The organism is Streptomyces sp. SLBN-118, from assembly GCF_006715635.1.
Lineage (GTDB): Bacteria > Actinomycetota > Actinomycetes > Streptomycetales > Streptomycetaceae > Streptomyces.
The window spans coordinates 1,173,717-1,199,871 of the sequence record NZ_VFNP01000002.1 but is presented as its reverse complement, the minus strand read 5'-3'; the positions used below and the strand labels follow the sequence as shown (position 1 = coordinate 1,199,871).

Genomic DNA, 26,155 nt, shown 5'->3' with positions numbered 1-26,155 from the left:
CCCGGCGGTCCCCCGGTCGTGTTGAATTCTGCGGGGGCAGGTCCCCACAACACTTCGTGGCCGCCCCGGCGCACACCCGGCGCGGGGCGGTTGGACAGGGAGAAACGAGAAGGTGGCAGCACCGAATAGGGGCCGAAGGCCCGCGGGGGCTCAGGGAAGGCCGGGGCGCGCCCTGGCTCTGATCCTGATCGCCATGGTCGCGCTCACGGGCGGGATGTTCTGGGCGGGTCAGCTCACACCGCGCCTGGGTATCGACCTGGCAGGCGGTACGACCATCACGCTCAAGGCCAAGAGCCAGCCCGGCCAAGAGGACGCCGTCAACGAGACCAACATGAACACGGCGGTCGGCATCATCGAACGCCGCGTCAATGGTCTGGGCGTCTCCGAGGCCGAGGTCCAGACTCAGGGCAAAGACAACATCATCGTCAACATCCCCAGGGGCACGAACTCCCAGCAGGCCCGTGAGCAGGTCGGCACGACCGCCCAGCTCTACTTCCGGCCAGTGCTGACGGTCGCCGCCGGTACTCCCACCGCTCCCCAGCCCAAGCCGAGCGCCTCGCCGTCCGGCAAGGCCAAGGACGGCAAGGCGAAGGAGACGGGCAAGCCGACGGCAGGCGCCCCGTCCGGCACCCCGACGGCCACGCCGACCACGCAGGGCCGCGCGGTGACCGACGCCCTCAAGGCGCCGAAGCCGACCCCGACGCCCTCCGGTTCGGCCAAGACCTCCGAGAAGCCGAAGCCGACCCCCTCCGGGGACACGGCGGGCGCCGACAAGCTGCAGAAGCAGTTCCTGGCGCTCGACTGCACGAACGAGAAGGCCCGCGCCGCCGCCGGTGACAACGTCAAGCCCAGCGACACCACGGTCGCCTGTGGCAAGAACTCCGACGGCCAGTGGGAGAAGTACGTTCTCGGCCCGGCCGAGGTGGACGGCAAGGACGTCGACGACGCCAAGGGCGTGCTGGATCAGCGGCGTGGCCAGTGGATCGTCACCATGGACTTCACGGACAAGGGCTCCAAGAAGTTCCAGAAGATCACCAGCCGGCTGTCGCAGCAGCAGCCCCCGATGAACCAGTTCGCCATCGTGCTGGACGGCGAAGTCGTCTCGGCGCCCTCCGTACGGCAGACGCTGAGCGCCAACGCCGAGATCTCCGGCAGCTTCACCCAGCAGTCCGCGCAGGATCTCGGCAACATCCTGTCGTACGGCGCGCTCCCGCTCTCCTTCGAGGAGCAGAGCGTCCAGACCGTCTCCGCCGCCCTCGGCGGCGAGCAGCTCCGGGCGGGCCTCATCGCCGGTGCGATCGGCCTGGCGCTCGTCATCATCTACCTGGTCGCGTACTACCGCGGCCTCGCGATGATCGCGATCCTCAGCCTCATGGTCTCGGCGATCCTGACGTACGTGATCATGGCTCTGCTCGGCCCGGGCATCGGCTTCGCCCTGAACCTGCCCGCGGTGTGTGGTGCCATCGTCGCGATCGGTATCACCGCGGACTCGTTCATCGTGTACTTCGAGAGAATCCGCGACGAGATCCGCGAGGGCCGTACGCTGCGGCCCGCCGTCGAGCGCGCCTGGCCGCGCGCCCGGCGCACCATCCTGGTCTCCGACTTCGTGTCGTTCCTTGCCGCCGCGGTGCTCTTCATCGTCACCGTCGGCAAGGTCCAGGGCTTCGCGTTCACACTCGGTCTGACCACCGTGCTCGACGTGGTCGTGGTGTTCCTCTTCACCAAGCCGGTCATGACCCTGCTCGCCCGCAAGAAGTTCTTCGCGGACGGTCACCCGTGGTCCGGACTGGACCCGAAGCGGCTCGGTGCCAAGCCCCCGCTGCGCCGCTCCCGTCGCGCCTCCGCCCCCACCGACCCGAAGGAGGCGTGAGATGTCGCGACTTGGCACTCTCGGCGCCCGTCTCTACCGAGGCGAGGTCGGCTACGACTTCGTCGCCAAGCGGAAGATCTGGTACGGGGTTTCGATCCTGATCACCATCACGGCCATCGTCGGCCTGGCGGTGCAGGGTCTGAACCTGGGTATCGAGTTCAAGGGTGGCGCCGTCTTCACCACCCCCAAGACGAGCGTCTCCGTCAGCCAGGCCCAGACGTACGCCAAAGAGGCTTCCGGCCATGAGGCGATCGTCCAGAAGCTCGGCAGCGGCGGTCTGCGGATCCAGGTGAGCGAGCTCAACCAGACCGAGGCGAACAAGGTCAGCAAGCAGCTCTCCGAGGACCTGAAGGTCCCGATGGAGAACGCCGAGATCGTCGGCCCCAGCTGGGGCGAGCAGATCGCCAACAAGGCGTGGACCGGCCTCGCCGTCTTCATGCTGCTGGTGGTCATCTATCTGGCGATCGCCTTCGAGTGGCGGATGGCCATCGCCGCCCTGGTCGCGCTGGTCCACGACCTCACGATCACCATCGGTATCTACGCACTCGTGGGCTTCGAGGTCACACCGGGCACCGTGATCGGTCTGCTGACCATCCTCGGTTACTCCCTCTACGACACCGTCGTCGTCTTCGACGGTCTCAAGGAGGGCTCGAAGGACATCACCAAGCAGACGCGGTACACCTACAGCGAGATCGCCAACCGCAGTCTCAACGGCACGCTGGTGCGTTCCATCAACACCACTGTCGTCGCGCTGCTGCCGGTCGCGGGCCTGCTCTTCATCGGTGGCGGCGTCCTCGGCGCGGGCATGCTCAACGACATCTCGCTGTCGCTGTTCGTCGGCCTCGCGGCCGGTGCGTACTCCTCGATCTTCATCGCCACACCACTCGTCGCCGACCTCAAGGAGCGCGAGCCGCAGATGAAGGCCCTGAAGAAGCGGGTGCTCGCCAAGCGCGCGAAGGCAGCCGCCGAGGGCGCGTCGGCGGAGGACTCCGGTGAGCCGGTGGATTCGGTGACGGGAGACGTGGCTCCGGCCGGCGCCGTCGTGGGCCCCCGCGGCAACCGTGGCCGTGGCCGTCCGTCGGGCAGGCGCCGATGACCGTCTCGGAGCTGCTGATCAGCCGCATCCGTGACGTCCCGGACTATCCGAAGCCGGGGGTGATGTTCAAGGACATCACGCCCCTGCTCGCGGACCCGGCGGCCTTCACGGTCCTCACCGACGCACTCGCGGAGCTGTGCGAGCGCTGCGAGGCCACGAAGATCGTCGGACTTGAGGCGCGCGGCTTCATCCTGGGCGCACCCGTGGCCGTCCGGGCCGGGCTCGGCTTCGTTCCCGTACGCAAGGCGGGCAAGCTCCCCGGAGCGACGCTCTCGCAGGCGTACGAGCTGGAGTACGGCAGCGCCGAGATCGAGGTGCACGCCGAGGACCTGCGGGCGGGCGACCGCGTCATGGTCATCGACGACGTCCTCGCCACCGGCGGCACCGCCGAGGCCTCGCTGGAGCTCATCCGGCGAGCCGGAGCCGATGTCGCGGGCGTCGCGGTCCTGATGGAGCTGGGCTTCCTCGGCGGCCGAGCCCGTCTGGAGTCCGCGCTGCGCGGGGCTCCGCTGGAGGCACTGCTCACGTTCTGACCCACCGAGAGCCGATCGGCCAAGGGCGCCCCGGGATCTTTCCGGGGCGCCCTTTCGCGGAAAGGGCACGTCCCCGGTCCCGCCGCACGCCGCTGTGAGGGCAGGGCACACAGGGACTCGTGAGCACCAGAACTCCGAGGTCGATACCATGGCTTCTCCGGGCCTGACCCGGGGGACCCGGAACCGCACGAGGAGCGCTCTTGCCAGACGAGGCCCAGCCCGCCGCCGCGCAGCCCGGCCAGCACGCCGACAAGGCCGCGGCAGCCCCTGTCACGCCCGAGAACAGGCCGGCCGAGAAGCAGAAGCCGGCAGTGCCCGTGCGGAGCGAGACGGGCGTCCCCCCGGCCGAGGTGCCCCAGCCACCGCTGGGAGGTGCCCCCAGGGGGAGTTCCAACGGTGCGGCCCCCGTCCCGGCCTCCCTGCCGACGTCGTCCACCCCCAGGCCCACGCCCGCCGCCGTCCCCCGGACCGGTGGCTCGTCGAACCGTGTGCGCGCCCGCCTGGCCCGCCTGGGCGTCCAGCGTTCCTCCCCGTACAACCCCGTCCTGGAGCCGCTGCTGCGGATAGTGCGCAGCAACGACCCGAAGATTGAGACGTCCACGCTGCGTCAGGTCGAGCGCGCCTACCAGGTCGCCGAGCGCTGGCACCGCGGCCAGAAGCGCAAGAGCGGCGACCCGTACATCACGCATCCGCTCGCCGTCACGACGATCCTCGCCGAGCTCGGCATGGACCCGGCGACGCTGATGGCGGGGCTGCTGCACGACACCGTCGAGGACACCGAGTACGGCCTGGACACGCTCCGCCGCGACTTCGGCGACCAGGTGGCCCTGCTCGTCGACGGCGTCACCAAGCTCGACAAGGTCAAGTTCGGCGAGGCCGCGCAGGCCGAGACCGTACGCAAGATGGTCGTCGCGATGGCCAAGGACCCCCGTGTCCTGGTCATCAAGCTCGCCGACCGGCTGCACAACATGCGCACGATGCGCTATCTCAAGCGGGAGAAGCAGGAGAAGAAGGCCCGCGAGACCCTTGAGATCTACGCGCCCCTGGCCCACCGGCTGGGCATGAACACCATCAAGTGGGAGCTGGAGGACCTCGCCTTCGCGATCCTCTACCCCAAGATGTACGACGAGATCGTGCGGCTCGTGGCCGAGCGGGCGCCCAAGCGCGACGAGTACCTCGCCATAGTGACCGACGAGGTCCAGTCCGATCTGCGTGCCGCCCGTATCAAGGCCACCGTCACCGGACGGCCGAAGCACTACTACAGCGTCTACCAGAAGATGATCGTCCGCGGCCGGGACTTCGCGGAGATCTACGACCTGGTGGGCATCCGTGTCCTCGTCGACACCGTCCGCGACTGCTATGCGGCGCTCGGCACGGTCCACGCGCGATGGAATCCGGTTCCCGGCCGGTTCAAGGACTACATCGCGATGCCCAAGTTCAACATGTACCAGTCGCTGCACACCACGGTGATCGGTCCCAACGGCAAGCCCGTCGAGCTGCAGATCCGCACCTTCGACATGCACCGCCGCGCCGAGTACGGCATCGCCGCGCACTGGAAGTACAAGCAGGAGACCGTCGCGGGCACCTCGAAGGTCCGCACCGACGTGCCCAAGGCGGGCAAGGGCACCGCCGGCCAGGACACAGTCAACGACATGGCGTGGCTGCGCCAGCTCCTGGACTGGCAGAAGGAGACCGAGGACCCCAGCGAGTTCCTGGAGTCCCTTCGCTTCGACCTCTCTCGCAACGAGGTCTTCGTCTTCACCCCGAAGGGCGACGTCATAGCGCTTCCGGCGGGGGCCACCCCCGTCGACTTCGCCTACGCCGTCCATACCGAGGTCGGCCACCGGACCATAGGAGCGCGGGTCAACGGGCGGCTCGTGCCGCTCGAATCGACCCTCGACAACGGCGACCTGGTCGAGGTGTTCACCTCCAAGGCCGAAGGCGCCGGCCCCTCGCGCGACTGGCTCGGCTTCGTCAAGTCGCCGCGGGCCCGCAACAAGATCCGCGCCTGGTTCTCCAAGGAGCGCCGCGAGGAGGCGATCGAACACGGCAAGGACGCCATCGCGCGGGCCATGCGCAAGCAGAACCTGCCGATCCAGCGCATCCTCACCGGCGACTCCCTCGTCACACTGGCGCACGAGATGCGCTACCCCGACATCTCTTCCCTGTACGCCGCGATCGGCGAGGGCCATGTGGCCGCGCAGGGCGTCGTACAGAAGCTCGTGCAGGCCATGGGCGGCGAAGAGGCCGCCAACGAGGACATCGCCGAGAGCACACCGCCCTCGCGCAGCCGCTCCAAGCGCCGAGCCAACGCCGACCCCGGTGTGGTCGTCAAGGGCGTCGAGGACGTCTGGGTCAAACTGGCCCGCTGCTGTACGCCCGTCCCCGGCGACCCCATCATCGGCTTCGTCACGCGCGGCAGTGGCGTATCGGTTCACCGTGCGGACTGCGTCAACGTCGACTCGCTCTCGCAGCAGCCGGAGCGCATCCTCGACGTCGAGTGGGCCCCGACCCAGTCCTCGGTCTTCCTCGTCGCCATCCAGGTCGAGGCGCTGGACCGGTCCAGGCTGCTCTCGGACGTCACGAGGGTCCTGTCCGACCAGCACGTCAACATCCTGTCCGCGGCCGTCCAGACCTCCCGCGACCGGGTGGCCACCTCGCGCTTCACGTTCGAGATGGGCGACCCGAAGCACCTCGGGCACGTACTGAAGGCCGTACGGGGCGTGGAGGGCGTCTACGACGTCTACCGGGTCACCTCGGCGCGACGCCCGTAACGCCCGCCGCCGCAGCGCAGAGAAGGGCCCCCTGTACGACGTGACGTACAGGGGGCCCTTTCACACGGCTTTCAGCCGCCGAACTCCTCCAGGCCCTTCAGCGCCTGGTCCAGCAGCGCCTGCCGGCCTTCCAGTTCCTTGGCGAGCTTGTCGGCCTTGGTGTTGTTGCCAGCCGCACGCGCCGCGTCGATCTGCCCGCGCAGCTTGTCCACGGCCGCCTGAAGCTGACCCGTCAGACCCTCGGCACGCGCACGCGCCTCCGGGTTCGTCCGGCGCCACTCGGTCTCCTCGGACTCCTGCAGCGCCCGCTCCACCGCGTGCATCCGGCCCTCGACCTTGGGACGGGCGTCCCGCGGTACATGGCCGATGGCCTCCCAGCGCTCGTTGATGGCCCGGAAGGCGGCTCGCGCGGCCTTCAGGTCCGTCACCGGCACCAGCTTCTCGGCCTCGGCGGCGAGCTCCTCCTTGAGCTTGAGGTTCTCGCCCTGCTCGGCGTCCCGCTCGGCGAAGACCTCGCCGCGGGCGGCGAAGAAGACGTCCTGGGCACCGCGAAAACGGTTCCACAGATCGTCCTCGGCCTCGCGCTGGGCGCGGCCCGCGGCCTTCCACTCCGCCATCAGCTCGCGGTAGCGGGCGGCCGTCGTGCCCCAGTCCGTGGAGCCCGACAGCGACTCGGCCTCGGCGACCAGCTTCTCCTTGGCCTTACGGGCCTCCTCGCGCTGAGCGTCCAGCGAGGCGAAGTGCGCCTTGCGGCGCTTGGAGAACGCCGAGCGGGCGTGCGAGAAGCGGTGCCACAGCTCGTCGTCGGACTTCCGGTCGAGCCGGGGAAGGCCCTTCCAGGTGTCCACCAGCGCCCGCAGCCGCTCACCGGCCGCCCGCCACTGCTCGCTCTGCGCCAGCTCCTCAGCCTCGGTGACCAGGGCCTCCTTGGCGTGGCGGGCCTCGTCGTTCTGCTTCGCCTTCTGGACCTTGCGCTCCTCGCGGCGCTTGTCGACCAGGGCCACCAGCGCGTCGAGCCGCTTGCTCAGCGCATCGAGATCACCCACGGCATGATGCTCGTCCAGCTGCCGGCGCAGATGGTCGATGGCGGTCTGGGCATCCTTGGCCGAGAGATCGGTGGTCTTCACCCGCCGCTCGAGGAGGCCGATCTCGACCACCAAGCCCTCGTACTTGCGCTCGAAGTAGGCCAGCGCCTCCTCGGGAGTACCGGCCTGCCACGATCCGACGACCTTCTCGCCATCGGCTGTACGCACGTACACGGTGCCCGTCTCATCGACACGGCCCCATGGGTCGCTGCTCACAGCGCCTCCTCCACATGATGCCTGCGAGGGGGTTCGCCCCCCGGGCATCCTCCACAGTTTCCCGGACGGGCCGCGCCCGCCCTCCACAGCGCGACAATCCGGTGCGCGCTGCACACCGCCCAATCTAGGCGACCCGCCGCCCGGCTGTCCGCACTCAGCGCGGCCGAAATTCCCCGGCTCACGCCTTCGGGACGGCCGCCTTCTCAATGGTGACGGCCTTCTTGGGGGCCCCGTCCTTGGCGCCGCCCGCCACGCCGTCCTTCGCCACGCTCTGTACGGCCTTGAGGCCCGCGGCGTCCATGGTCCCGAACGGTGTGTAGCTCGGCGGCAGCTTGGAATCCTTGTAGACGAGGAAGAACTGGCTGCCTCCGGAGTGCGGCTGGCCGGTATTGGCCATCGCCACGGTCCCCGCGGGATAGGTCACGGTGCCGTCGGCACCCGCCTTGCCCAGCGCGGTCAGATTCTCGTCCGGGATCGTGTAGCCCGGCCCGCCCGTGCCGTCGCCCTTCGGGTCTCCGCACTGCAGCACGAAGATCCCCTCCGTGGTCAGCCGGTGGCACTTCGTTCCGTTGAAGTAGCCCTTGTCCGCGAGCGACTTGAACGAGTTCACGGTGTGCGGGGTCTTGGCCGCGTCCATCGCAATCTTGACGGCGCCCTGGTTCGTAGTGAGCTCCATCGAGTACTTCGCCTTTTTGTCGATCGACATGGCGGGCTCGGGGGAGGCGCTCTCGCTCTGGGTAGGGGCGGCGCTGGGGGACTGGCTGTCGCCCGCAGCGCCGTCGGCCTTCGTGTCGTCGTCGGACAGCCCGATCGAGGCATAGGCGGCGGCGCCCGCGGCGAGCACCACGGCGAGCACGGCCGAGACGATCGTGTACCGCTGCTTCTTCTTCCGGGACTGGGCCCGACGCTGCTGCTGGCGCTCGAACTTCTCCCTGGCGAGCTGCCGCCGCCGCTGATCGCTGGTGACCACCGGTGTTCTCCTTGTACGTCGCGTGATGCCGACCGGTCGAGTGTGACCCGTACCGTATACGGGTTGGCTGTGCGAGCAGCACCGCCGGTAGGCTCTGATCTGCTGCTCTCCACCACCACACCGAGGACGATCGTGCTTATTGCCGGGTTCCCCGCCGGGGCCTGGGGGACCAACTGTTACCTGGTCGCCCCGGCCGCAGGTGAGGAGTGCGTGATCATCGACCCGGGCCACCAGGCCACCGAAGGCGTCGAGGAAGCACTCAAGAAGCATCGGCTCAAGCCCGTCGCCGTCGTCCTCACCCATGGCCACATCGACCATGTCGCCTCAGTCGTCCCGGTGTGCGGGGCGCATGACGTACCGGCGTGGATCCACCCCGCGGACCGGTACATGATGAGCGACCCGGAGAAGGCCCTGGGCCTGTCGATCGGCATGCCTCTCATGGGCGAGCTGACCGTGGGGGAGCCGGACGACGTCAAGGAGCTGGCCGACGGCGCGAAGCTGCGTCTCGCCGGTCTGGACTTCTCGGTCGCGCATGCGCCCGGCCATACCAAGGGGTCGGTGACCTTCCAGATGCCCGAGGCCGATGACATCCCGTCGGTCTTCTTCTCGGGCGATCTGCTGTTCGCCGGCTCCATCGGACGCACGGATCTGCCCGGCGGCGACCACGCCGAGATTCTCGAGTCGCTGGCGCGTGTGTGCCTGCCGCTCGACGACTCGACCGTGGTGCTGTCCGGCCACGGCCCCCAGACGACCATCGGCCGCGAGCGTGCCGCCAACCCGTATCTGCGGGACGTGGCCGCCGGCCTCGGGAGCACGAGTGCTCCCCGACGAGGAATGTGACGAGAGTTTCCGTGAGCACCTTTCAGGCCCCCAAGGGCACGTACGACCTGATCCCGCCGGACTCGGCGAAGTATCTCGCGGTGCGTGAGGCCATCGCCGAGCCGCTGAAGAACTCCGGCTACGGCTATGTCGAGACGCCCGGCTTCGAGAACGTCGAGCTGTTCTCGCGCGGCGTCGGCGAGTCGACCGACATCGTCTCCAAGGAGATGTACGCCTTCGAGACCAGGGGCGGCGACAAGCTGGCGCTGCGCCCCGAAGGCACGGCGTCCGTCCTGCGCGCGGCGCTGGAGGCCAACCTGCACAAGCTCGGCAACCTGCCGGTCAAGCTCTGGTACTCCGGCTCGTACTACCGCTACGAGCGCCCGCAGAAGGGCCGCTACAGGCACTTCTCGCAGGTCGGCGCCGAGGCGATCGGGGCGGAGGACCCGGCGCTCGACGCCGAGTTGATCATCCTGGCCGACCAGGCCTACCGCTCGCTCGGACTGAGCCAGTTCCGCATCCTGCTCAACTCCCTGGGCGACAAGGAGTGCCGGCCCGTCTACCGGGACGCCCTGCAGGGCTTCCTGCGCGGGCTGGAGCTGGACGAGGACACGCGGCGCCGCGTCGAGATCAACCCCCTGCGGGTCCTCGACGACAAGCGGGCCGTGGTCCAGAAGCAGCTGGTGGGTGCGCCGATGCTGCGCGACTACCTGTGCGACGCGTGCAAGGCGTACCACGAAGAGGTGCGCGAGCTGCTGGCCGCGGCGGGGGTGGCCTACCAGGACGACGAGAAGCTGGTGCGCGGCCTCGACTACTACACGCGCACGACCTTCGAGTTCGTCCACGACGGTCTCGGCTCGCAGTCCGCGGTGGGCGGCGGCGGCCGCTACGACGGCCTCTCCGAGATGATCGGCGGCCCGGCGCTCCCGTCGGTCGGCTGGGCGCTCGGCGTGGACCGTACGGTGCTGGCGCTGGAGGCGGAGGGCATCGAGCTCGAACTGCCCCCCACCACGAGTGTGTTCGCGATCCCGGTCGGCGAGGAGGCGCGGCGGGTGCTGTTCGGCCTCGTCACGCAGCTGCGCAGGGCGGGTGTCGCGACAGACTTCTCGTACGGAGGCAAGGGCCTCAAGGGTGCGATGAAGAGTGCCAACCGCTCGGGGGCGAGGTTCACGATCGTGGCGGGTGAGCGGGATCTCGCGGAGGGGGTCGTCCAGCTGAAGGACATGCAGGCCGGCGAGCAGTCACCGGTGGCGCTTGCGGACGTCATCGACACGGTGCGGGCCCGCCTGCGCTGAGGTGGGTCTTTCCCCACCCGGCCCCTTCCCGTAACCAAGGGGCCCCTGCCCCTGGCCCGCCGTAGGCGGCCTTCGGCCGCATGTCCTCAAACGCCGGAGGGGCTGAAATTCAGCCCCTCCGGCATTTGAGGAGTGGGGTCTGGGCCGAGCCCCGGTTACGGGAAGGGGGAACGGGTCACAGCAACCCGTTCCGCATGGCGCTCGTGACCGCCGCCGTGCGGTCGTCCACCCCCAGCTTCCCGAAGATGCGCAGCAGATGCGTCTTCACCGTCGACTCCCCGATGTACAGCCGACGCCCGATCTCCGCGTTCGTGCATCCCTCCGCCACCAGCCGCAGCACCGCCGTCTCGCGTTCCGACAGGCGCGGCCGCTCCGGCTGCCGGCGCAGCTGGTCGACCAGGCGCGCGGCCACCGAGGGGGCCAGCACCGTCTCGCCACGGGCGGCCGCCCGTACCGCGTCGGCCAGTTCGCCGCGGGCCAGGTCCTTGAGCAGATAGCCCGCCGCTCCCGCCTCCACGGCACGCAGGATGTCCGTGTCCGTCTCGTACGTCGTCAGCACGATCACCCGGCAGGGCAGTCCCGCCGCCCGCATCCGGTTGATCGACTCGACGCCCCCGCCGCCCGGCATCCGCAGGTCCATCAGCACGATGTCCGGCCGGAGTTCGGCGCTCAGCGCCTCCGCCTGTGGTCCGCTCGACGCCTCGCCGACCACGGTCAGATCGGGCTCGGCGCCGAGCATCCCGCGCAGGCCCTCCCGTACGACGGGATGGTCGTCGGCGAGCAGAATGCGGATCACGTACCGCTCCTATCGGGTAGTGGCAGTCGGACGGTGACGGTTGTGCCCTCGCCCGGCGCGCTGCGTACGTCGGCGCAGCCGCCGACCTCGGCGGCCCGGGCCCGCAGCCCGTTCAGCCCGTACCCCCGCAGCGGCGCCGAGTCGTCGAAGCCGCAGCCCGTGTCGCGTACGGATACGGACAACGCGGCATCGTTGTACGCGAGTGCGATGGCCACCGTCGCCCCGGGACCCGCGTGCTTGGCGGCGTTGGCCAGGGCCTCCTGGCAGGTGCGGAGCGCCACGACCTCGAGCGCCGGGGCCAACGGCCGTGCCATGCCCGTCACTTCGACGGACGCAGGCGTGTCCTGTCGCGCGGCGAGCCTGCGCAGCGCGTCCGGCAGTGAGTTGTCGTCCAGGTCCGCCGGTGCGCCGCCGGCCACCAGGGCGCGTGCCTCGGCGAGATTCTGCCGTGCCGTGTCCGCCATGAGGTCCAGATGGCGGCGCGCCTGCGGCAGATCGCGCTCCAGCTCCGAGTCCACCGCCTGGAGCAGCATCAGCACACTGGTGAACCCCTGGGCGAGCGTGTCATGGATCTCGCGGGACATCCGTTCCCGCTCGGCCAGGGCCCCGCGGTCCGCGGAGAGGCGCGCGATCTCCTCCCGGCCGGCCTCCAACTCGGCGATCAGCGAGGCCCGTTCCTTGCTCTGGTCGATGATCCGGATGATCCAGCTGCCGAAGACCGCCGAGAAGACCAGGGTGACCAGGGCGAACAGGGACTGGAAAAAGACCGTGTTGGCGTCGGGCCGCCACAGGACGGCCCACCCGGCCACCGGGGCGATGTTGATGACCGCCACGGCGATCAGGGCGAGCCGCATCCGCAGCAGCATGAAGCACTGAGGGACGAGCGCGAAGGCGGCGATGCGTGTTTCGCCCACCAGAATCGCGGGTGCCAGGAACAGCACCACCGACCCGGTGATGTAGCGCACCGAGTACCGCTCGTCCTCGCCCTCGGCCATCAGCTCGGGCCGCCCCACCCACAGGTACCAGGGAGCGAGCAGCGCGAACAGGGCGGCCGCGACCGGACGGATGGGCCAGCTGGAACTGGGCGCGCCGAGGGTGAAGATCAGCGTCGCCGTCCATACGACCGCGAAGTACACGTCCCAGGGCACGAAGCTGCGGTCCCACACGTCGGAGTCGCGCGCCCCGGCCGGCTCGCTCAGCCGTCGCGCCGGCTCTTCCAGCGGAAGGTCAGCAGACACAGCACCAGTCCTCCGATGCACCAGGCGCCCAGTACGAGGGCGATACGGCCGTACTCCCAGCTGCCCGCCTGTTCCAGCACGGAGGCCGACTCGGGCAGGAACACCCCGCGCAGGCCCTGGCACATCCATTTGAGCGGGAAGACCGCGCCGATGTTCAGCATCCAGTCCGGGATGGTGTTGATCGCGATGTAGACCCCGGAGATGAACTGCAGTACCAGGAAGGGGAGTACGACCACGGAGGTGGCGCTCTGCCCGGACTTCGGCACGCTGCTGATCGCGATACCGAGCAGCGCGCACCCGGTCAGGCCGAGGACGAATATCCAGCCGAAGGTGAGCCATTTGCCCACGGTGGTGGGCAGATCGACATCGTAGAACACGGTGCCGACGACCAGCAGGGCCGCCGTCTCGAGCAGACCGGTCACCAGGACCAGCCACACCTTGCCGAGGAAGTACGCGGCCGGTGGCATCGGCGTCCCGCGCAGCCGCCGCAGCTGCTTCTCGTCCCGCTCGATGGCGATGGAGATGCCCAGCGACTGGAAGCTGGTCGACATGATGCCCGCCGCGATCATCGCCGGCACATAGAGCTGGGAGGCGGTGATCCCCGCGCCCTTCACGTCGTCGCTGAAGATCGACGCGAAGAGGAAGAGGAAGACGATCGGGAAGGCGAAGGTGAAGATGGCCTGTTCGCGCTGGCGGAAGAACGCCCGCACCTCCAGGCCGCCGCGCAGCAGCCCCAGCCGCCAGGCGCCGGGAAGCTGGGGTGATGTGCTGCGTACGCCGCTCTTCAGGTCCGTGACCGTGGTCATCGCGCCGCCTCCTGTCCGGTGAGCCGCAGATAGACGTCTTCGAGGGTCGGCCTGCTGATCAGCAGGCCCGGGATCTCGCCGTCGAAACGGCGCGTGAGTTCGGCGACGGTTCGGGTCGGGGTGGCCGTCTGCTCGGAGCGCACCGCGCCGTCCGGCTCCGTCCAGGTGACGGTGGCCTGTGTGCCGTACTCCTCGCGCAGGGCGGCCGGAGTGCCCTCGGCGACCACCCTGCCCGCGGCGATCACGGCGAGCCGGTCGGAGAGGACTTCGGCCTCCTCCAGGTAGTGCGTGGTCAGGACGATGGTCGTGCCCTCGTCCGCCAGCCGCCGGATCAGCTCCCAGAAGCGGCGGCGGGCGCCCGGGTCGAAGCCGGTCGTGGGCTCGTCGAGCAGCAGCAGTTCGGGGCCGCCGATCACGCCGAGCGCCACATCCAGGCGACGCCGCTGCCCGCCGGAGAGTGCCTTGATCCGGCTCGACGCCTTCTCTTCGAGGCCCACCAGCGAGATGACCTCTTCGGGGTCGCGCGGTTTCGGGTAGTAGCGGGCGAAGTGGGACACGGTCTCCCGGACCGTCAACTCGGCGGGCGCCGATTCGTCCTGCCAGACGATGCCGATCCTGGACCTCCAGTGGCGGTTTCCGGTCGCCGGATCCGAGCCGAGCACGGTCACGTCGCCCGCGTCCCGGGAGCGGTGCCCCTGAAGGATCTCCACCGTGGTGCTCTTGCCCGCGCCGTTGGGGCCGAGAATGCCGAAGACCTCGCCCCGGTCAATGCCCAGGTCCAGATCGTCCACCGCTGTCACATCGCCGTACCGCTTGCGCAGTCCGCGTACGTTCACCGCCAGTTCTGTCATGGCAATGAGCTTCCCGCCGAGGTGAGTCCTCCGGGACGACCGTCCGTACATCCTTATGTCCATCGAACGGTGGACACAGCGGTGGGTGCGGCAGAATGACCGTGCCCCAGCAGGCCACTGAGCGATGGATCGGGATATGACGACTACAGCGGTTGACGACGTGTCCTCCGAGCGGGAGAACGGCTCCAAGGGCACGATCGGCGGCAGTCGTGCCTTCTCGTGGCTTCTGGTGATCACGGGTGCGGCGGGTCTGCTGGCGTCGTGGGTGATCACGATCGACAAGTTCAAACTGCTGGAGGACCCGGGGTTCACGCCGGGGTGCAGTCTGAATCCGGTGGTGTCGTGCGGGAACATCATGAAGAGCGAGCAGGCGTCGGCGTTCGGGTTCCCGAATCCGATGCTGGGGCTGGTGACCTACTCGGTGGTGATCGCGATCGGTGCGGCGCTGCTGGCGGGGGCGCGGTTCAGGCGCTGGTACTGGCTGGGGCTCAATGCCGGGTGCCTGTTCGGGGTGGGCTTCTGCAGCTGGCTGCAGTACCAGTCGCTGTACGAGATCAACGCGCTGTGCCTGTGGTGCTCGCTGGCCTGGATCGCCACCATCGTGATGTTCTGCTACGTCACGCTGCACAACATCGAGTACCGGATCATCAAGGTGCCCCAGGGGCTGCGCAAGGGGCTGCTGGAGTTCCACTGGATGCCGCCGGTGCTGTGGATCGGCGTCATCGGGATGCTCGTGCTCACCCGCTGGTGGGACTTCTGGACCGGATGACCGGCCACGGGGCGCTGTCAGTGCTCTGACATAGGCTTCACAGCGTGGAGCCCGACCTCTTTACCGCCGCAGCCGAAGAACGCCAGGAGAAGGATCCGTCCAGTAGCCCCCTGGCCGTCCGGATGCGCCCGCGTACGCTCGACGAAGTCGTAGGCCAGCAGCACCTGTTGAAGCCCGGATCGCCGCTGCGCCGCCTCGTGGGCGAGGGCGGCGGAGGTCCCGCCGGACCCTCGTCGGTGATCCTCTGGGGCCCGCCGGGCATCGGCAAGACGACCCTCGCGTACGTGGTCTCCAAAGCGACCAACAAGCGCTTCGTCGAGCTCTCCGCGATCACGGCCGGAGTCAAGGAAGTACGGGCCGTCATCGACGGTGCCCGCAGGGCCGCGGGCGGTTTCGGAAAGGAGACCGTCCTCTTCCTCGACGAGATCCACCGCTTCTCCAAGGCACAGCAGGACTCCCTGCTGCCCGCCGTGGAGAACCGCTGGGTGACGCTGATCGCCGCCACCACCGAGAATCCGTACTTCTCGATCATCTCGCCCCTGCTTTCCCGCTCCCTGCTGCTCACGCTGGAGTCGCTCACCGACGAGGACCTGAGCGGACTGCTGCGCCGCGCGCTCACGGAGGAGCGGGGCCTGGGCGGAGCCGTCGGCCTTCCCGCGGACGCCGAGGCTCATCTGCTGCGGATCGCGGGCGGCGACGCCCGCCGCGCACTGACCGCGCTCGAGGCGGCCGCGGGCGCGGCGATCGACAAGAGCGAGAGCGAGATCAGCCTCCGGACCCTGGAGGAGACCGTCGACCGCGCGGCGGTGACGTACGACCGCGACGGCGATCAGCACTACGACGTCGCGAGTGCGCTGATCAAGTCCATCCGGGGCTCCGACGTGGACGCGGCGCTGCACTATCTGGCCCGCATGATCGAGGCGGGGGAGGATCCCCGCTTCATCGCGCGACGGCTGATGATCTCGGCGAGCGAGGACATCGGCCTGGCGGACCCGACGGCCCTGCCCATCGCCGTCGCCGCGGCCCAGGCGGTGGCGATGATCGGTTTCCCGGAGGCCGCGCTCACCCTCAGCCACGCCACGATCGCGCTGGCGCTCGCCCCCAAGTCGAACGCCGCCACGACGGCGATCGGAGCGGCGCTCGCGGATGTGCGCGCCGGTCTCGCCGGAGCGGTCCCACCGCATCTGCGCGACGGCCACTACAAGGGCGCGGCCAAGCTCGGCCATGCGCAGGGCTATGTGTATCCGCACGACGTCCCGGGCGGGATCGCGGCGCAGCAGTACGCCCCGGATGCGGTGCGGGGCAGGCACTACTACGAACCGACGCGCTACGGCGCGGAGGCGCGGTACGCCGATGTGGTCGACAAGGTCCGCGAACGTCTGCGCGGCGAGTAACCGCCGCTCCTGGAGCGGAGGCCCCAGAAGCTATTGCGACGCCGCCTCGAAGAGCTTGTGCATGGCCCGGCGCAGTTCCGTGATGTCGCGCACCGGCGTGGGAAAGTCGAAGCGCGCGTCGAAGCTCCGCCCGCCGACGAACCGCACACGCAGCCCGAACCGGTCCAGCGACAGCGGCACCGCATGCCTGCTCTGCGCGCCCGTCCTCTCGCCCAGCAGCCCGCACAGCGCCTGCACCTGCTCGCTGTGCGCGGAATGCAGATGCTGCAGCAGCTCGGCCTCGTGTGCGACGAGCGGATCGACGGACGCCTGCGCGAAGTCCTCCGGCTCGACGCCGGCGGCACCCCACAGATCGTCCACGCACGCCTCTCCCACTTCGAGGCGCAGCATCATGGCGCCGGGCGCGGCGAGGCCGGGTGCGCAGGTGAGCCAGCCGGAGACCCAGGCGCGGCCGCGGATACGATGGGGCACCGAGACCGGCGCGACATCGGTGATCTCCAGCACGGCGGCGAGTTCGTCGTCCTGCGCGTGCGTGGCGGCGCGTACGGCCGGGGAGTCCGCGGGAAACAGCAGGAACACCTCACCATCGGTTCCCACGACCCGCGCCTGCGGGCTCAGCTGGTCCGCTCGTGCGGCGTCGACCCCTGGGATGAGCAGCACCGACGAGCATGTACTCTGTACGAGAGTTCGTGTGCGCTCGGCTGCTGACGGCATCCGCGCGATTTCAAGCCCGCTGGGACGCGGCTGACCATGAGCTGATCGGACCTCCGTCGCCTCGACGCCACTGGATGCGTCGACGTTCTTCGTGCTGTCCGTGATGCGCTTGGTGTTCCCAGGGCGAGACATGCGATCTCCTTGAGTAAGGTGAGCCTAACCTAACCTACAATGGAGGTCTGGAGAACGTGCCTAACCAGTCGCGTCCCAAGGTCAAGAAGTCTCGCGCGCTCGGTATCGCGCTGACGCCGAAGGCCGTCAAGTACTTCGAAGCGCGCCCCTACCCGCCGGGCGAGCACGGCCGTGGCCGCAAGCAGAACTCGGACTACAAGGTCCGTCTGCTCGAGAAGCAGCGTCTGCGCGCCCAGTACGACATCAGCGAGCGCCAGATGGCCCGCGCCTACGACCGCGCCCGCAAGGCCGAGGGCAAGACCGGCGAGGCGCTTGTCGTCGAGCTCGAGCGTCGCCTCGACGCCCTGGTCCTGCGTTCGGGCATCGCCCGCACCATCTACCAGGCCCGCCAGATGGTCGTCCACGGCCACATCGAGGTCAACGGCGGCAAGGTCGACAAGCCGTCGTTCCGCGTCCGCCCCGACGACGTCGTGATGGTCCGCGAGCGCAGCCGCGAGAAGCCCCTCTTCCAGGTCGCGCGTGAGGGTGGCTTCGCCGCCGACGGCGAGACCCCGCGCTACCTGCAGGTCAACCTGAAGGCCCTGGCGTTCCGCCTGGACCGTGACCCGAACCGCAAGGAAGTTCCGGTCATCTGCGACGAGCAGCTGGTCGTCGAGTACTACGCCCGCTGATTTGGGCCCCTCCCAGCGGTAGCTGGGGGAGTACTCACCACGCTTCGGCCCGCCGATTCCCCGCCCTCACGGGTCGGGGAGCCGGCGGGCTCTCGCGTCTCCAGGACGGGCGCGGACCGGACGCGCAGCGTCCTCGCGCATACCCACTCCGTACAATCGGCCCGCGTAACTCCCTTCCTCCCCAGCACTAATGCGGTATGGGGTGCGACCCTGGGCGCGATAGGGTCGGAGGACGATTTCCGAGGTGTCCATCGACGAGCAGAGAGCGGTGCAGCGTGACCGGTGGAGAGGTTGCCGGGATCCTCGTGGCCGTCTTCTGGGCGATCTTGGTCTCCTTCCTCGCCGTGGTGCTGGTGAGGCTGGCCCAGACGCTCAGGGCGACCACAAAGCTGGTGGTGGACGTGACCGAGCAGGCGGTGCCCCTGCTGGCCGACGCCTCCGCCACGGTGCGCTCCGCTCAGACCCAGCTCGACCGGGTCGACGCCATCGCGACGGACGTCCAGGAAGTCACATCGAACGCATCGGCGCTCTCCACGACGGTCGCCTCGACCTTCGGCGGGCCGCTGGTCAAGGTAGCCGCGTTCGGCTACGGAGTCCGCCGGGCCATGAGCCGCAAGAACGACGACGCCCCGGCCGCGCCGTCCCGTCGAACGGTGATCGTCGGCCGTACCGTGCCGTCGGCCCGGCGTAAGCGGAAAGGCTGACGCACCATGTTCCGCCGCACGTTCTGGTTCACCGCCGGCGCCGCAGCCGGCATCTGGGCCACCACCAAGGTCAATCGCAAGCTGAAGCAGCTGACCCCCGAGAGCCTTGCAGCGCAGGCCGCGAACAAGGCGATCGACGCGGGCCACAAGCTCAAGGACTTCGCACTCGACGTCCGGGCGGGCATGGTCCAGCGCGAGGCCGAACTGGGCGAAGCGCTCGGCATCGAGGCACCGGACGCCCCCGAACTGCCCGCGCAGCGCCGCTTCGCCGCGATCGACCGGCCCATGCCTTCCCACGACAAGCACTCCTACAACTCGTACAACCGGAATGAGGACCACTGATGGAGTCGGCTGAAATCCGCCGCCGCTGGCTGAGCTTCTTCGAGGAGCGCGGGCACACCGTCGTTCCTTCGGCGTCGCTCATCGCGGACGACCCGACTCTGCTGCTGGTCAACGCGGGCATGGTTCCCTTCAAGCCGTACTTCCTCGGCGAGGCCAAGCCGCCCGCCCCGCGCGCCACCAGCGTGCAGAAGTGCGTGCGTACGCCGGACATCGAAGAGGTCGGCAAGACCACCCGGCACGGCACCTTCTTCCAGATGTGCGGCAACTTCTCCTTCGGCGACTACTTCAAGGAAGGCGCCATCACCTACGCCTGGGAGCTGCTCACCAGCTCCGTGGCCGACGGCGGCTTCGGCCTGGAGCCCGAGAAGCTCTGGATCACCGTCTACCTCGACGACGACGAGGCCGAGCAGATCTGGCGCGACAAGGTCGGGGTGCCCGCCGAGCGCATCCAGCGTCTGGGCAAGAAGCACAACTTCTGGTCCATGGGCGTCCCCGGCCCCTGCGGACCGTGCTCGGAGATCAACTACGACCGCGGTCCGGAGTTCGGCGTCGAGGGCGGCCCGGCCGCCAACGACGAGCGGTACGTGGAGATCTGGAACCTGGTCTTCATGCAGTACGAGCGCGGTGCCGGTGAGGGCAAGGAGGACTTCCCGATCCTCGGCGACCTGCCGTCGAAGAACATCGACACCGGCCTGGGTCTCGAGCGTCTCGCCATGATCCTCCAGGGCGTACAGAACATGTACGAGACCGACACCCTGCGGGTCGTCATGGACAAGGCCACCGAACTGACCGGCGTGCGCTACGGCGACAAGCACGACACCGATGTCTCGATGCGCGTCGTCGCCGACCACATCCGTACGTCCGTGATGCTCATCGGCGACGGAGTCGCCCCCGGCAACGAGGGCCGCGGCTACGTCCTGCGCCGCATCATGCGCCGCGCCATCCGCAACATGCGGCTGATGGGCGCCACAGAGCCGGTCATCCAGGATCTCGTCGACGTCGTGATCAAGACGATGGGCCAGCAGTACCCGGAGCTCATCACCGACCGCAAGCGCATCGAGACAGTGGCCGTCGCCGAGGAGGCCGCCTTCCTCAAGACGCTCAGGGCCGGCACCAACATCCTCGACACCGCCATCACCGAGGCCAAGGCCGGCGGCGGCACGGTCCTCGCCGGCGACAAGGCCTTCCTGCTCCACGACACCTGGGGCTTCCCGATCGACCTCACCCTGGAGATGGCCGCCGAGCAGGGCCTTTCCGTGGACGAGGACGGTTTCCGCCGCCTGATGAAGCAGCAGCGGGACCAGGCCAAGGCCGATGCCAGGGCCAAGAAGACCGGTCACGCCGACCTCTCCGCCTATCGTTCGGTCGCCGACACGTCAGGCGCCACACAGTTCACCGGCTACACCTCCACCGAGGGCGAGTCGACCATCGTCGGCCTGCTCGTCGACGGTGTTCCCTCGCCCGCCGCCACCGAGGGCGACGAGGTCGAGGTCGTCCTCGACCGCACCCCCTTCTACGCCGAGGGCGGCGGTCAGCTCGCCGACCAGGGCCGCATCAAACTCGACACCGGCGCCGTCATCGAGGTCCGCGACGTCCAGCAGCCGGTCCCCGGCGTCTCCGTGCACAAGGGCTCGGTGCAGGTCGGCGAGGTGACGGTCGGTGCCTCTGCCTACGCCGCCATCGACAACCGGCGCCGCCGCGCCATCGCCCGCGCCCACAGCGCCACGCACCTGACCCACCAGGCGCTGCGCGACGCCCTCGGCCCGACGGCCGCCCAGGCCGGCTCCGAGAACTCACCGGGTCGCTTCCGCTTCGACTTCGGCTCGCCCTCGGCCGTCCCCGGCACGGTTCTCACCGACGTCGAGCAGAAGATCAACGAAGTGCTCGCCCGTGAACTCGACGTCCAGGCCGAGATCATGAGCATCGACGAGGCCAAGAAGCAGGGCGCCATCGCCGAGTTCGGCGAGAAGTACGGCGAGCGGGTCCGTGTCGTGACCATCGGCGACTTCTCCAAGGAGCTGTGCGGCGGCACGCATGTGCACAACACGGCCCAGCTGGGCCTGGTGAAGCTGCTCGGCGAGTCCTCGATCGGCTCCGGTGTGCGCCGTATCGAGGCCCTCGTCGGCGTCGACGCCTACAACTTCCTCGCCCGGGAGCACACGGTCGTCGCCCAGCTCCAGGAGCTGGTCAAGGGCCGTCCCGAGGAACTGCCCGAGAAGATCTCCGGCATGCTCGCCAAGCTCAAGGACGCCGAGAAGGAGATCGAGAGGTTCCGCGCGGAGAAGGTCCTGCAGGCCGCCGCCGGTCTCGCCTCCGGCGCCAAGGACGTACACGGTGTCGCGGTGGTCACCGGCCAGGTGCCGGACGGCACCGGCGCCGACGACCTGCGCAAGCTGGTCCTCGACGTCCGCGGCCGCATCCCTGGCGAGCGCCCGGCGGTCGTCGCTCTGTTCACCGTGGCGGGCGGCCGCCCGCTGACCGTCATCGCCACCAACGAGGCCGCCCGCGAGCGCGGTCTCAAGGCCGGCGACCTGGTGCGTACGGCTGCCAAGACCCTCGGCGGCGGCGGTGGCGGCAAGCCGGACGTCGCCCAGGGCGGCGGACAGAACCCGGACGCCGTCGGCGACGCCGTGGCCGCCGTCGAGCGCCTCGTCACCGAGACCGCCTGATGCGCAGAGGCCGTCGCCTCGCGCTCGATGTCGGGGACGCCCGCATCGGGGTCGCCTCGTGCGACCCCGACGGGGTCCTCGCCACTCCGGTGGAGACCGTGCCGGGACGCGATGTCCCGGCCGCCCACCGGCGCCTCAGGCAACTCGTCGAGGAGTACGAGCCCATCGAGGTCATCGTCGGCCTGCCCCGCTCGCTCAGCGGCGGGGAGGGCCCGGCCGCCGTCAAGATCCGCGCCTTCGCCCAGGAGTTCGCCAACGGCATCGCGCCCGTTCCGGTCCGACTGGTAGACGAGAGGATGACCACAGTGACGGCCAGTCAGGGACTCCGCGCTTCGGGCGTGAAGTCCAAAAAAGGCCGTTCCGTCATTGATCAGGCTGCCGCTGTGGTGATTCTCCAGAACGCTCTGGAGTCCGAGCGGACGTCCGGGGCTGCGCCGGGCGAGGGCGTCGAAGTGGTTGTCTGATCGCGATACGGTAACGTTCCGCGCGATGCGGCCGTGTTCGAACAGCTGCCGCACATCAGAGAGGCCGGCATGTTCCGCGTCTGCCTCGCGGCCCTAGGGGATCGATGACTGAGTATGGCCGGGGCTCAGGCTCCGAACCGTGGCATCCCGAGGACCCCTTGTACGGGGACCAGGGGTGGCGAGGAGAGCAGGCCGCAGCCGGCCGGACTCCGTACGGCGGCCAGCCGCAGCAGCAGTACCCGCAGCAGCCGCAGCAGTACGGCAACCAGCAGCAGGACCCGTACCAGCAGCAGGACCCGTACCAGCAGCAGGACCCGTACCAGCAGCAGTACAACCAGCAGCAACAGCAGTACAACCAGCAACAGCAGCAGTACAACGGCGGCTGGGACACCGGCCAGCAGCCCGCCATGCCCTACGGAGCGGGCCCGGCCGACACCTACGGCGGGCAGCACCCCGGCTACGGCAACCCGCAGCAAGCCGACTACTACGCCTCTCCCGATGCCTATCCGCCGCCGCAGCCCCCGGGCCGCCGCCGGGCCGAGCCGCAGCCCACCGACTGGGACGCCGAGGCACAGCAGGAGGAGACCCACCCCTTCTTCACCGGTGACGACGACCGCGACGACGACGGCGAGTACGACAATGACCCGGGCGAGTCACGCCGGGACGGCGGCCGTGAGCGTCGGGGCAAGACCAAGAAGAAGAGCCGCAGTGGCTGCGCGTGCCTGGTCGTCGCGCTGGTGCTCGCGGGCGGCCTCGGCGGTGTCGGCTACTTCGGCTACCAGTTCTGGCAGCAGCAGTTCGGCGCGGACGAGGACTACACGGGTGCCGGAAGCGGGCAGACGCAGGTCGAGATCCCCAAGGGCGCGGGCCTGCTGGAGATCGGCAACATCCTCAAGACGGCCGGTGTCGTCAAGAGTGCCGGTGCCTTCGTCTCCGCCGCCGACGGAAAGAGCATCCAGGCCGGCGTCTATCTGCTCCCCAAGGGCATGTCCGGCAAGAACGCCGTGACCCGCATGCTCGACCCGAACAGCCGCAACAACCTGATCGTCACTCCGGGCAAGCGCAACTCCTGGGTCTACGAGCAGATCGACGCGCGACTGGGCATCAAGGCTGGGACCACCAAGGCCGTCGCGAAGGCGAAGGCGAAGACGCTGGGCCTGCCCGAGTGGGCAAATGACGACAAGGACATCAAGGATCCGCTGGAAGGATTCCTCTACCCCGCGACCTACCCGGTCGCCAAGGGCATGAAGCCGGAGGCCGTCCTGCAGAAGATGGTCTCCCAGGCGACCCAGGCGTTCGGCAAGAAGGACCTCAAGGCCGAGGCGGCCAGGCTGGGCCTGAAGTCGCCGCTCCAGGTGATCACCGTCGCGAGCCTCGTCCAGGCCGAAGGCAAGTACAAGCACGACTTCGACAAGGTCTCGCGAGTCGTCTACAACCGCCTCAAGCCCAACAACGCCGAGACCGTCGGACGCCTCGAGTTCGACTCCACGATCAACTACATCAAGAGCGAGAGCAAACTCGACACCGGCGCCGTCGACGATCTGCGGAAGATAAACGACCCGTACAACACGTACGACATAAAGGGGCTGCCGCCGGGACCGATCGGGAACCCGGGTCTCGACGCCTTCAACTCGGCCCTCAGTCCCACCCCCGGCCCCTGGTACTACTTCGTGTCGATCACCGAGGACAAGACGCTCTTCGCGGTCACCAACGCGGAGCACGAGCGGAACCGCAAGAAGTACGAAGAGCAGCAGGAGAAGAACGGCCAGTGAGCACGACGAAGCGGCGCGCGGCGGTCCTCGGATCGCCGATCGCCCACTCGCTCTCCCCGGTGCTGCACCGCGCTGCCTACGCCGAACTCGGCCTCGACGGCTGGTCGTACGACCGATTCGAGGTCGACGAGGCCGGGCTGCCGGGCTTTGTGGAAGGACTCGACGACTCCTGGGCCGGTCTTTCGCTGACCATGCCGCTCAAGCGGGCGATCCTGCCGCTGCTCGACGGCATCAGCGACACCGCCGCCTCCGTCGAAGCCGTCAACACGGTGGTCTTCACCGAGGACGGCCGCCGCCTCGGCGACAACACCGATATCCCCGGAATGATCGCCGCACTGCGGGAGCGGGGCGTCGACAAGGTCGCGTCGGCCGCGGTGCTGGGCGCGGGTGCCACGGCGTCGTCCGCGCTTGCCGCGCTCTCCCGGATCTGTACGGGACCCGTCGTCGCCTGCGTACGCAGTGAGGCCCGGGCCGCCGAGATGCGCGGCTGGGGCGAGCGGCTCGGCGTCGATCTCGTCATCGCGGACTGGTCCGAGGCCGCGATGGTGCTGGAGGCACCGCTGGTGATCGCCACCACCCCGGCGGGTGCGACCGACGCCCTCGCGGCCGACGTGCCCGAGCGGCCGGGGACGCTCTTCGACGTGCTGTACGAGCCGTGGCCCACGGCCCTGGCAGCGGCGTGGTCGGGGCAGGGCGGGGATGTGGTCGGCGGCCTCGACCTCCTGGTCCACCAGGCGGTTCTCCAGGTCGAACAGATGACGGGCCGGGCCCCCGCGCCGCTTGCCGCCATGCGGGCCGCCGGCGAGCAGGCTCTGAGCGGCGGCACAGCCGCGTGAATCCGAGGCGGGCGCGGGCGTCCGCGTGATGGACCGGAGAACGGGTCACGGGCGCGGACGTGGGAGGATCGGGGGAGGCGGGCCAGGGCCGCGCACCCGGTCGCGCCGTCGCAGTTCCAGGCGCGAGCAGGAGGAGCACCGTTGAGCAGGTTGCGTTGGCTGACGGCGGGGGAGTCGCACGGACCCGCACTGGTGGCGACGCTGGAGGGTCTTCCCGCCGGTGTGCCGATCACGACGGAGATGGTGGCCGACCATCTCGCGCGCCGGCGCCTCGGTTACGGCCGCGGTGCCCGGATGAAGTTCGAACGCGACGAGGTCACCTTCCTCGGCGGCGTACGGCACGGCCTGACGATGGGCTCGCCCGTCGCGGTCATGGTGGGCAACACCGAGTGGCCGAAGTGGGAACAGGTCATGGCCGCGGACCCGGTCGACCCCGACGAGCTCGCCCAGCTGGCCCGTAACGCCCCTCTGACCCGCCCGCGTCCCGGTCATGCCGACCTGGCCGGCATGCAGAAGTACGCACTCGACGAGGCCCGGCCGATCCTGGAGCGCGCCAGTGCCCGGGAGACGGCGGCCCGGGTCGCGCTGGGCGCGGTCGCCCGCTCGTACCTCAAGGAGACGGCGGGGATCGAGATCGTCTCCCACGTCACCGAACTCGCTTCGGCCAAGGCCCCGTACGGCGTGTACCCGACCCCTGCCGATGTCGACAGGCTCGACGCCGATCCCGTGCGCTGCCTGGACGCCGACGCGTCGAAGGCGATGGTCGCTGAGATCGACCAGGCCCACAAGGACGGCGACACCCTCGGTGGCGTCGTCGAGGTGCTGGCCTACGGGGTGCCGGTGGGCCTCGGCTCGCACGTGCACTGGGACCGGCGGCTCGACGCCCGGCTCGCGGCCGCGCTGATGGGAATCCAGGCCATCAAGGGAGTCGAGGTCGGCGACGGCTTCGAGCTCGCCCGGGTGCCCGGTTCGAAGGCGCACGACGAGATTGTGCCGGGACCGGACGGGATCCGGCGCTCGACCGGCCGCTCCGGCGGTACCGAGGGCGGCATGTCGACGGGTGAGCTGCTGCGCGTACGGGCCGCGATGAAGCCGATCGCGACCGTTCCGCGGGCGCTGGCCACGGTCGATGTCGCGACCGGCGAGGTTGCGGCCGCTCACCACCAGCGTTCCGACGTCTGCGCGGTACCGGCGGCCGGGATCGTCGCGGAGGCGATGGTCGCGCTCGTCCTGGCCGACGCGGTCGCGGAGAAGTTCGGCGGCGACAGCGTCGGCGAGACCCGTCGCAACGTCCGGTCGTACCTCGACAACCTCCACATCCGGTGAGCGTCCCCCTGAT

Annotated in this window: 23 protein-coding genes; 16 read left to right on the top strand and 7 right to left on the bottom strand. The window is 69.3% G+C overall.

Going from position 1 to position 26,155, the window contains the following annotated elements; translation table 11 throughout:
- Nucleotides 1–112 precede the first annotated feature (112 nt).
- From secD to FBY35_RS23990, 4 genes are all read left to right on the top strand, one after another.
- A complete protein-coding gene (secD, locus tag FBY35_RS24005) occupies nt 113–1,870 on the top strand; it encodes a protein translocase subunit SecD (RefSeq protein ID WP_142216059.1) in 1,758 nt (585 codons plus the stop codon).
- Between the two features lies 1 nt (nt 1,871).
- Nucleotides 1,872–2,966, top strand: a complete 1,095-nt coding sequence (gene secF, locus FBY35_RS24000) for a protein translocase subunit SecF (RefSeq protein WP_142216058.1) — start codon at nt 1,872–1,874, stop codon at nt 2,964–2,966.
- A complete protein-coding gene (locus FBY35_RS23995) occupies nt 2,963–3,499 on the top strand; it encodes an adenine phosphoribosyltransferase (RefSeq protein ID WP_142216057.1) in 537 nt (178 codons plus the stop codon). Before secF ends, FBY35_RS23995 begins: the two co-directional genes overlap by 4 nt.
- A 200-nt stretch (nt 3,500–3,699) precedes the next feature.
- Entirely contained in the window at nt 3,700–6,273 is a 2,574-nt protein-coding gene (locus FBY35_RS23990) for a bifunctional (p)ppGpp synthetase/guanosine-3',5'-bis(diphosphate) 3'-pyrophosphohydrolase (protein WP_142216056.1), read from the top strand.
- A gap of 71 nt (nt 6,274–6,344) precedes the next feature.
- On the opposite strand, the gene FBY35_RS23985 is transcribed toward FBY35_RS23990, so the two are convergent.
- Together FBY35_RS23985 and FBY35_RS23980 are read right to left on the bottom strand one after the other, a co-directional pair.
- Entirely contained in the window at nt 6,345–7,574 is a 1,230-nt protein-coding gene (locus tag FBY35_RS23985) for a DUF349 domain-containing protein (RefSeq protein ID WP_142216055.1), read from the bottom strand.
- Between the two features lie 178 nt (nt 7,575–7,752).
- On the bottom strand, nt 7,753–8,544 hold the full coding sequence (locus tag FBY35_RS23980) for a peptidylprolyl isomerase (protein ID WP_142216054.1): 792 nt from the start codon (nt 8,542–8,544) through the stop codon (nt 7,753–7,755).
- A 132-nt stretch (nt 8,545–8,676) separates the two neighbouring features.
- Between FBY35_RS23980 and FBY35_RS23975 the strand changes: the two genes are divergently transcribed.
- Nucleotides 8,677–9,384 (top strand): MBL fold metallo-hydrolase, encoded by a 708-nt coding sequence (locus tag FBY35_RS23975; protein WP_142218132.1) that lies wholly within the window; start codon nt 8,677–8,679, stop codon nt 9,382–9,384.
- Between the two features lie 11 nt (nt 9,385–9,395).
- On the top strand, nt 9,396–10,658 hold the full coding sequence (gene hisS, locus FBY35_RS23970) for a histidine--tRNA ligase (RefSeq protein ID WP_142216053.1): 1,263 nt from the start codon (nt 9,396–9,398) through the stop codon (nt 10,656–10,658).
- 175 nt (nt 10,659–10,833) lie between these two features.
- Here hisS and FBY35_RS23965 read toward each other — a convergent pair whose 3' ends face one another.
- Genes FBY35_RS23965 through FBY35_RS23950 form a run of 4 tightly spaced genes read right to left on the bottom strand, consistent with a single transcriptional unit; the run spans nt 10,834 to nt 14,349 of the window.
- The gene (locus FBY35_RS23965) at nt 10,834–11,454 is read right to left on the bottom strand and encodes a response regulator transcription factor (protein WP_142216052.1); all 621 of its coding nucleotides are present in this window, start codon (nt 11,452–11,454) and stop codon (nt 10,834–10,836) included.
- Nucleotides 11,451–12,692 carry a sensor histidine kinase gene (locus FBY35_RS23960; protein ID WP_142216051.1) on the bottom strand — a complete coding sequence of 414 codons (1,242 nt, stop codon included), beginning with the start codon at nt 12,690–12,692 and terminating at the stop codon, nt 11,451–11,453. Before FBY35_RS23960 ends, FBY35_RS23965 begins: the two co-directional genes overlap by 4 nt.
- The gene (locus FBY35_RS23955; protein ID WP_142216050.1) at nt 12,650–13,498 is read right to left on the bottom strand and encodes an ABC transporter permease; all 849 of its coding nucleotides are present in this window, start codon (nt 13,496–13,498) and stop codon (nt 12,650–12,652) included. The genes FBY35_RS23960 and FBY35_RS23955 overlap by 43 nt, the downstream gene beginning before the upstream one ends.
- A complete protein-coding gene (locus tag FBY35_RS23950; protein ID WP_142216049.1) occupies nt 13,495–14,349 on the bottom strand; it encodes an ABC transporter ATP-binding protein in 855 nt (284 codons plus the stop codon). Before FBY35_RS23950 ends, FBY35_RS23955 begins: the two co-directional genes overlap by 4 nt.
- Before the next feature lie 136 nt (nt 14,350–14,485).
- Between FBY35_RS23950 and FBY35_RS23945 the strand changes: the two genes are divergently transcribed.
- Nucleotides 14,486–15,118, top strand: coding sequence for a vitamin K epoxide reductase family protein (locus FBY35_RS23945; protein WP_142216048.1), 633 nt, complete (start codon nt 14,486–14,488; stop codon nt 15,116–15,118).
- Nucleotides 15,119–15,162: 44 nt separating this feature from the next.
- Entirely contained in the window at nt 15,163–16,512 is a 1,350-nt protein-coding gene (locus FBY35_RS23940; protein WP_142216047.1) for a replication-associated recombination protein A, read from the top strand.
- 30 nt (nt 16,513–16,542) lie between these two features.
- Here FBY35_RS23940 and FBY35_RS23935 read toward each other — a convergent pair whose 3' ends face one another.
- The gene (locus FBY35_RS23935) at nt 16,543–17,226 is read right to left on the bottom strand and encodes a DUF2470 domain-containing protein (protein WP_142218131.1); all 684 of its coding nucleotides are present in this window, start codon (nt 17,224–17,226) and stop codon (nt 16,543–16,545) included.
- 188 nt (nt 17,227–17,414) lie between these two features.
- On the opposite strand from FBY35_RS23935, the gene rpsD reads away from it, so the two are divergent.
- The 8 genes from rpsD (at nt 17,415) to aroC (ending at nt 26,142) form a co-directional block, all read left to right on the top strand.
- The gene (rpsD, locus tag FBY35_RS23930) at nt 17,415–18,029 is read left to right on the top strand and encodes a 30S ribosomal protein S4 (protein WP_142216046.1); all 615 of its coding nucleotides are present in this window, start codon (nt 17,415–17,417) and stop codon (nt 18,027–18,029) included.
- 275 nt (nt 18,030–18,304) lie between these two features.
- The gene (locus FBY35_RS23925) at nt 18,305–18,733 is read left to right on the top strand and encodes a DUF948 domain-containing protein (protein WP_142216045.1); all 429 of its coding nucleotides are present in this window, start codon (nt 18,305–18,307) and stop codon (nt 18,731–18,733) included.
- A 6-nt stretch (nt 18,734–18,739) separates the two neighbouring features.
- Nucleotides 18,740–19,075: a DUF6167 family protein gene (locus FBY35_RS23920; RefSeq protein WP_142216044.1), complete on the top strand. Its 336-nt coding sequence runs from the start codon at nt 18,740–18,742 to the stop codon at nt 19,073–19,075.
- On the top strand, nt 19,075–21,744 hold the full coding sequence (gene alaS / locus FBY35_RS23915) for an alanine--tRNA ligase (protein ID WP_142216043.1): 2,670 nt from the start codon (nt 19,075–19,077) through the stop codon (nt 21,742–21,744). Before FBY35_RS23920 ends, alaS begins: the two co-directional genes overlap by 1 nt.
- Complete coding sequence (gene ruvX, locus FBY35_RS23910; RefSeq protein ID WP_142216042.1) at nt 21,744–22,208, top strand: Holliday junction resolvase RuvX; 465 nt, start codon at nt 21,744–21,746, stop codon at nt 22,206–22,208. Before alaS ends, ruvX begins: the two co-directional genes overlap by 1 nt.
- A gap of 104 nt (nt 22,209–22,312) precedes the next feature.
- Nucleotides 22,313–23,980, top strand: coding sequence for an endolytic transglycosylase MltG (gene mltG / locus FBY35_RS23905; protein ID WP_142216041.1), 1,668 nt, complete (start codon nt 22,313–22,315; stop codon nt 23,978–23,980).
- Nucleotides 23,977–24,816, top strand: coding sequence for a shikimate dehydrogenase (locus tag FBY35_RS23900; RefSeq protein ID WP_142216040.1), 840 nt, complete (start codon nt 23,977–23,979; stop codon nt 24,814–24,816). The genes mltG and FBY35_RS23900 overlap by 4 nt, the downstream gene beginning before the upstream one ends.
- A gap of 141 nt (nt 24,817–24,957) precedes the next feature.
- Nucleotides 24,958–26,142 (top strand): chorismate synthase, encoded by a 1,185-nt coding sequence (aroC, locus tag FBY35_RS23895; RefSeq protein ID WP_142216039.1) that lies wholly within the window; start codon nt 24,958–24,960, stop codon nt 26,140–26,142.
- The last annotated feature ends 13 nt before the right edge of the window (nt 26,143–26,155 follow it).

Bases quoted from the DNA above. Each gene is read 5' to 3' on its own strand.
- FBY35_RS23955 (WP_142216050.1), bottom strand. From the start codon at position 13,498: ATGACCACGGTCACGGACCTGAAGAGCGGCGTACGCAGCACATCACCC.
- FBY35_RS23935 (WP_142218131.1), bottom strand. From the start codon at position 17,226: ATGCCGTCAGCAGCCGAGCGCACACGAACTCTCGTACAGAGTACATGC.
- alaS (WP_142216043.1), top strand. From the start codon at position 19,075: ATGGAGTCGGCTGAAATCCGCCGCCGCTGGCTGAGCTTCTTCGAGGAG.
- mltG (WP_142216041.1), top strand. From the start codon at position 22,313: ATGACTGAGTATGGCCGGGGCTCAGGCTCCGAACCGTGGCATCCCGAG.
- FBY35_RS23950 (WP_142216049.1), bottom strand. From the start codon at position 14,349: ATGACAGAACTGGCGGTGAACGTACGCGGACTGCGCAAGCGGTACGGC.
- FBY35_RS23945 (WP_142216048.1), top strand. From the start codon at position 14,486: ATGACGACTACAGCGGTTGACGACGTGTCCTCCGAGCGGGAGAACGGC.
- ruvX (WP_142216042.1), top strand. From the start codon at position 21,744: ATGCGCAGAGGCCGTCGCCTCGCGCTCGATGTCGGGGACGCCCGCATC.
- FBY35_RS23920 (WP_142216044.1), top strand. From the start codon at position 18,740: ATGTTCCGCCGCACGTTCTGGTTCACCGCCGGCGCCGCAGCCGGCATC.
- secF (WP_142216058.1), top strand. From the start codon at position 1,872: ATGTCGCGACTTGGCACTCTCGGCGCCCGTCTCTACCGAGGCGAGGTC.
- FBY35_RS23995 (WP_142216057.1), top strand. From the start codon at position 2,963: ATGACCGTCTCGGAGCTGCTGATCAGCCGCATCCGTGACGTCCCGGAC.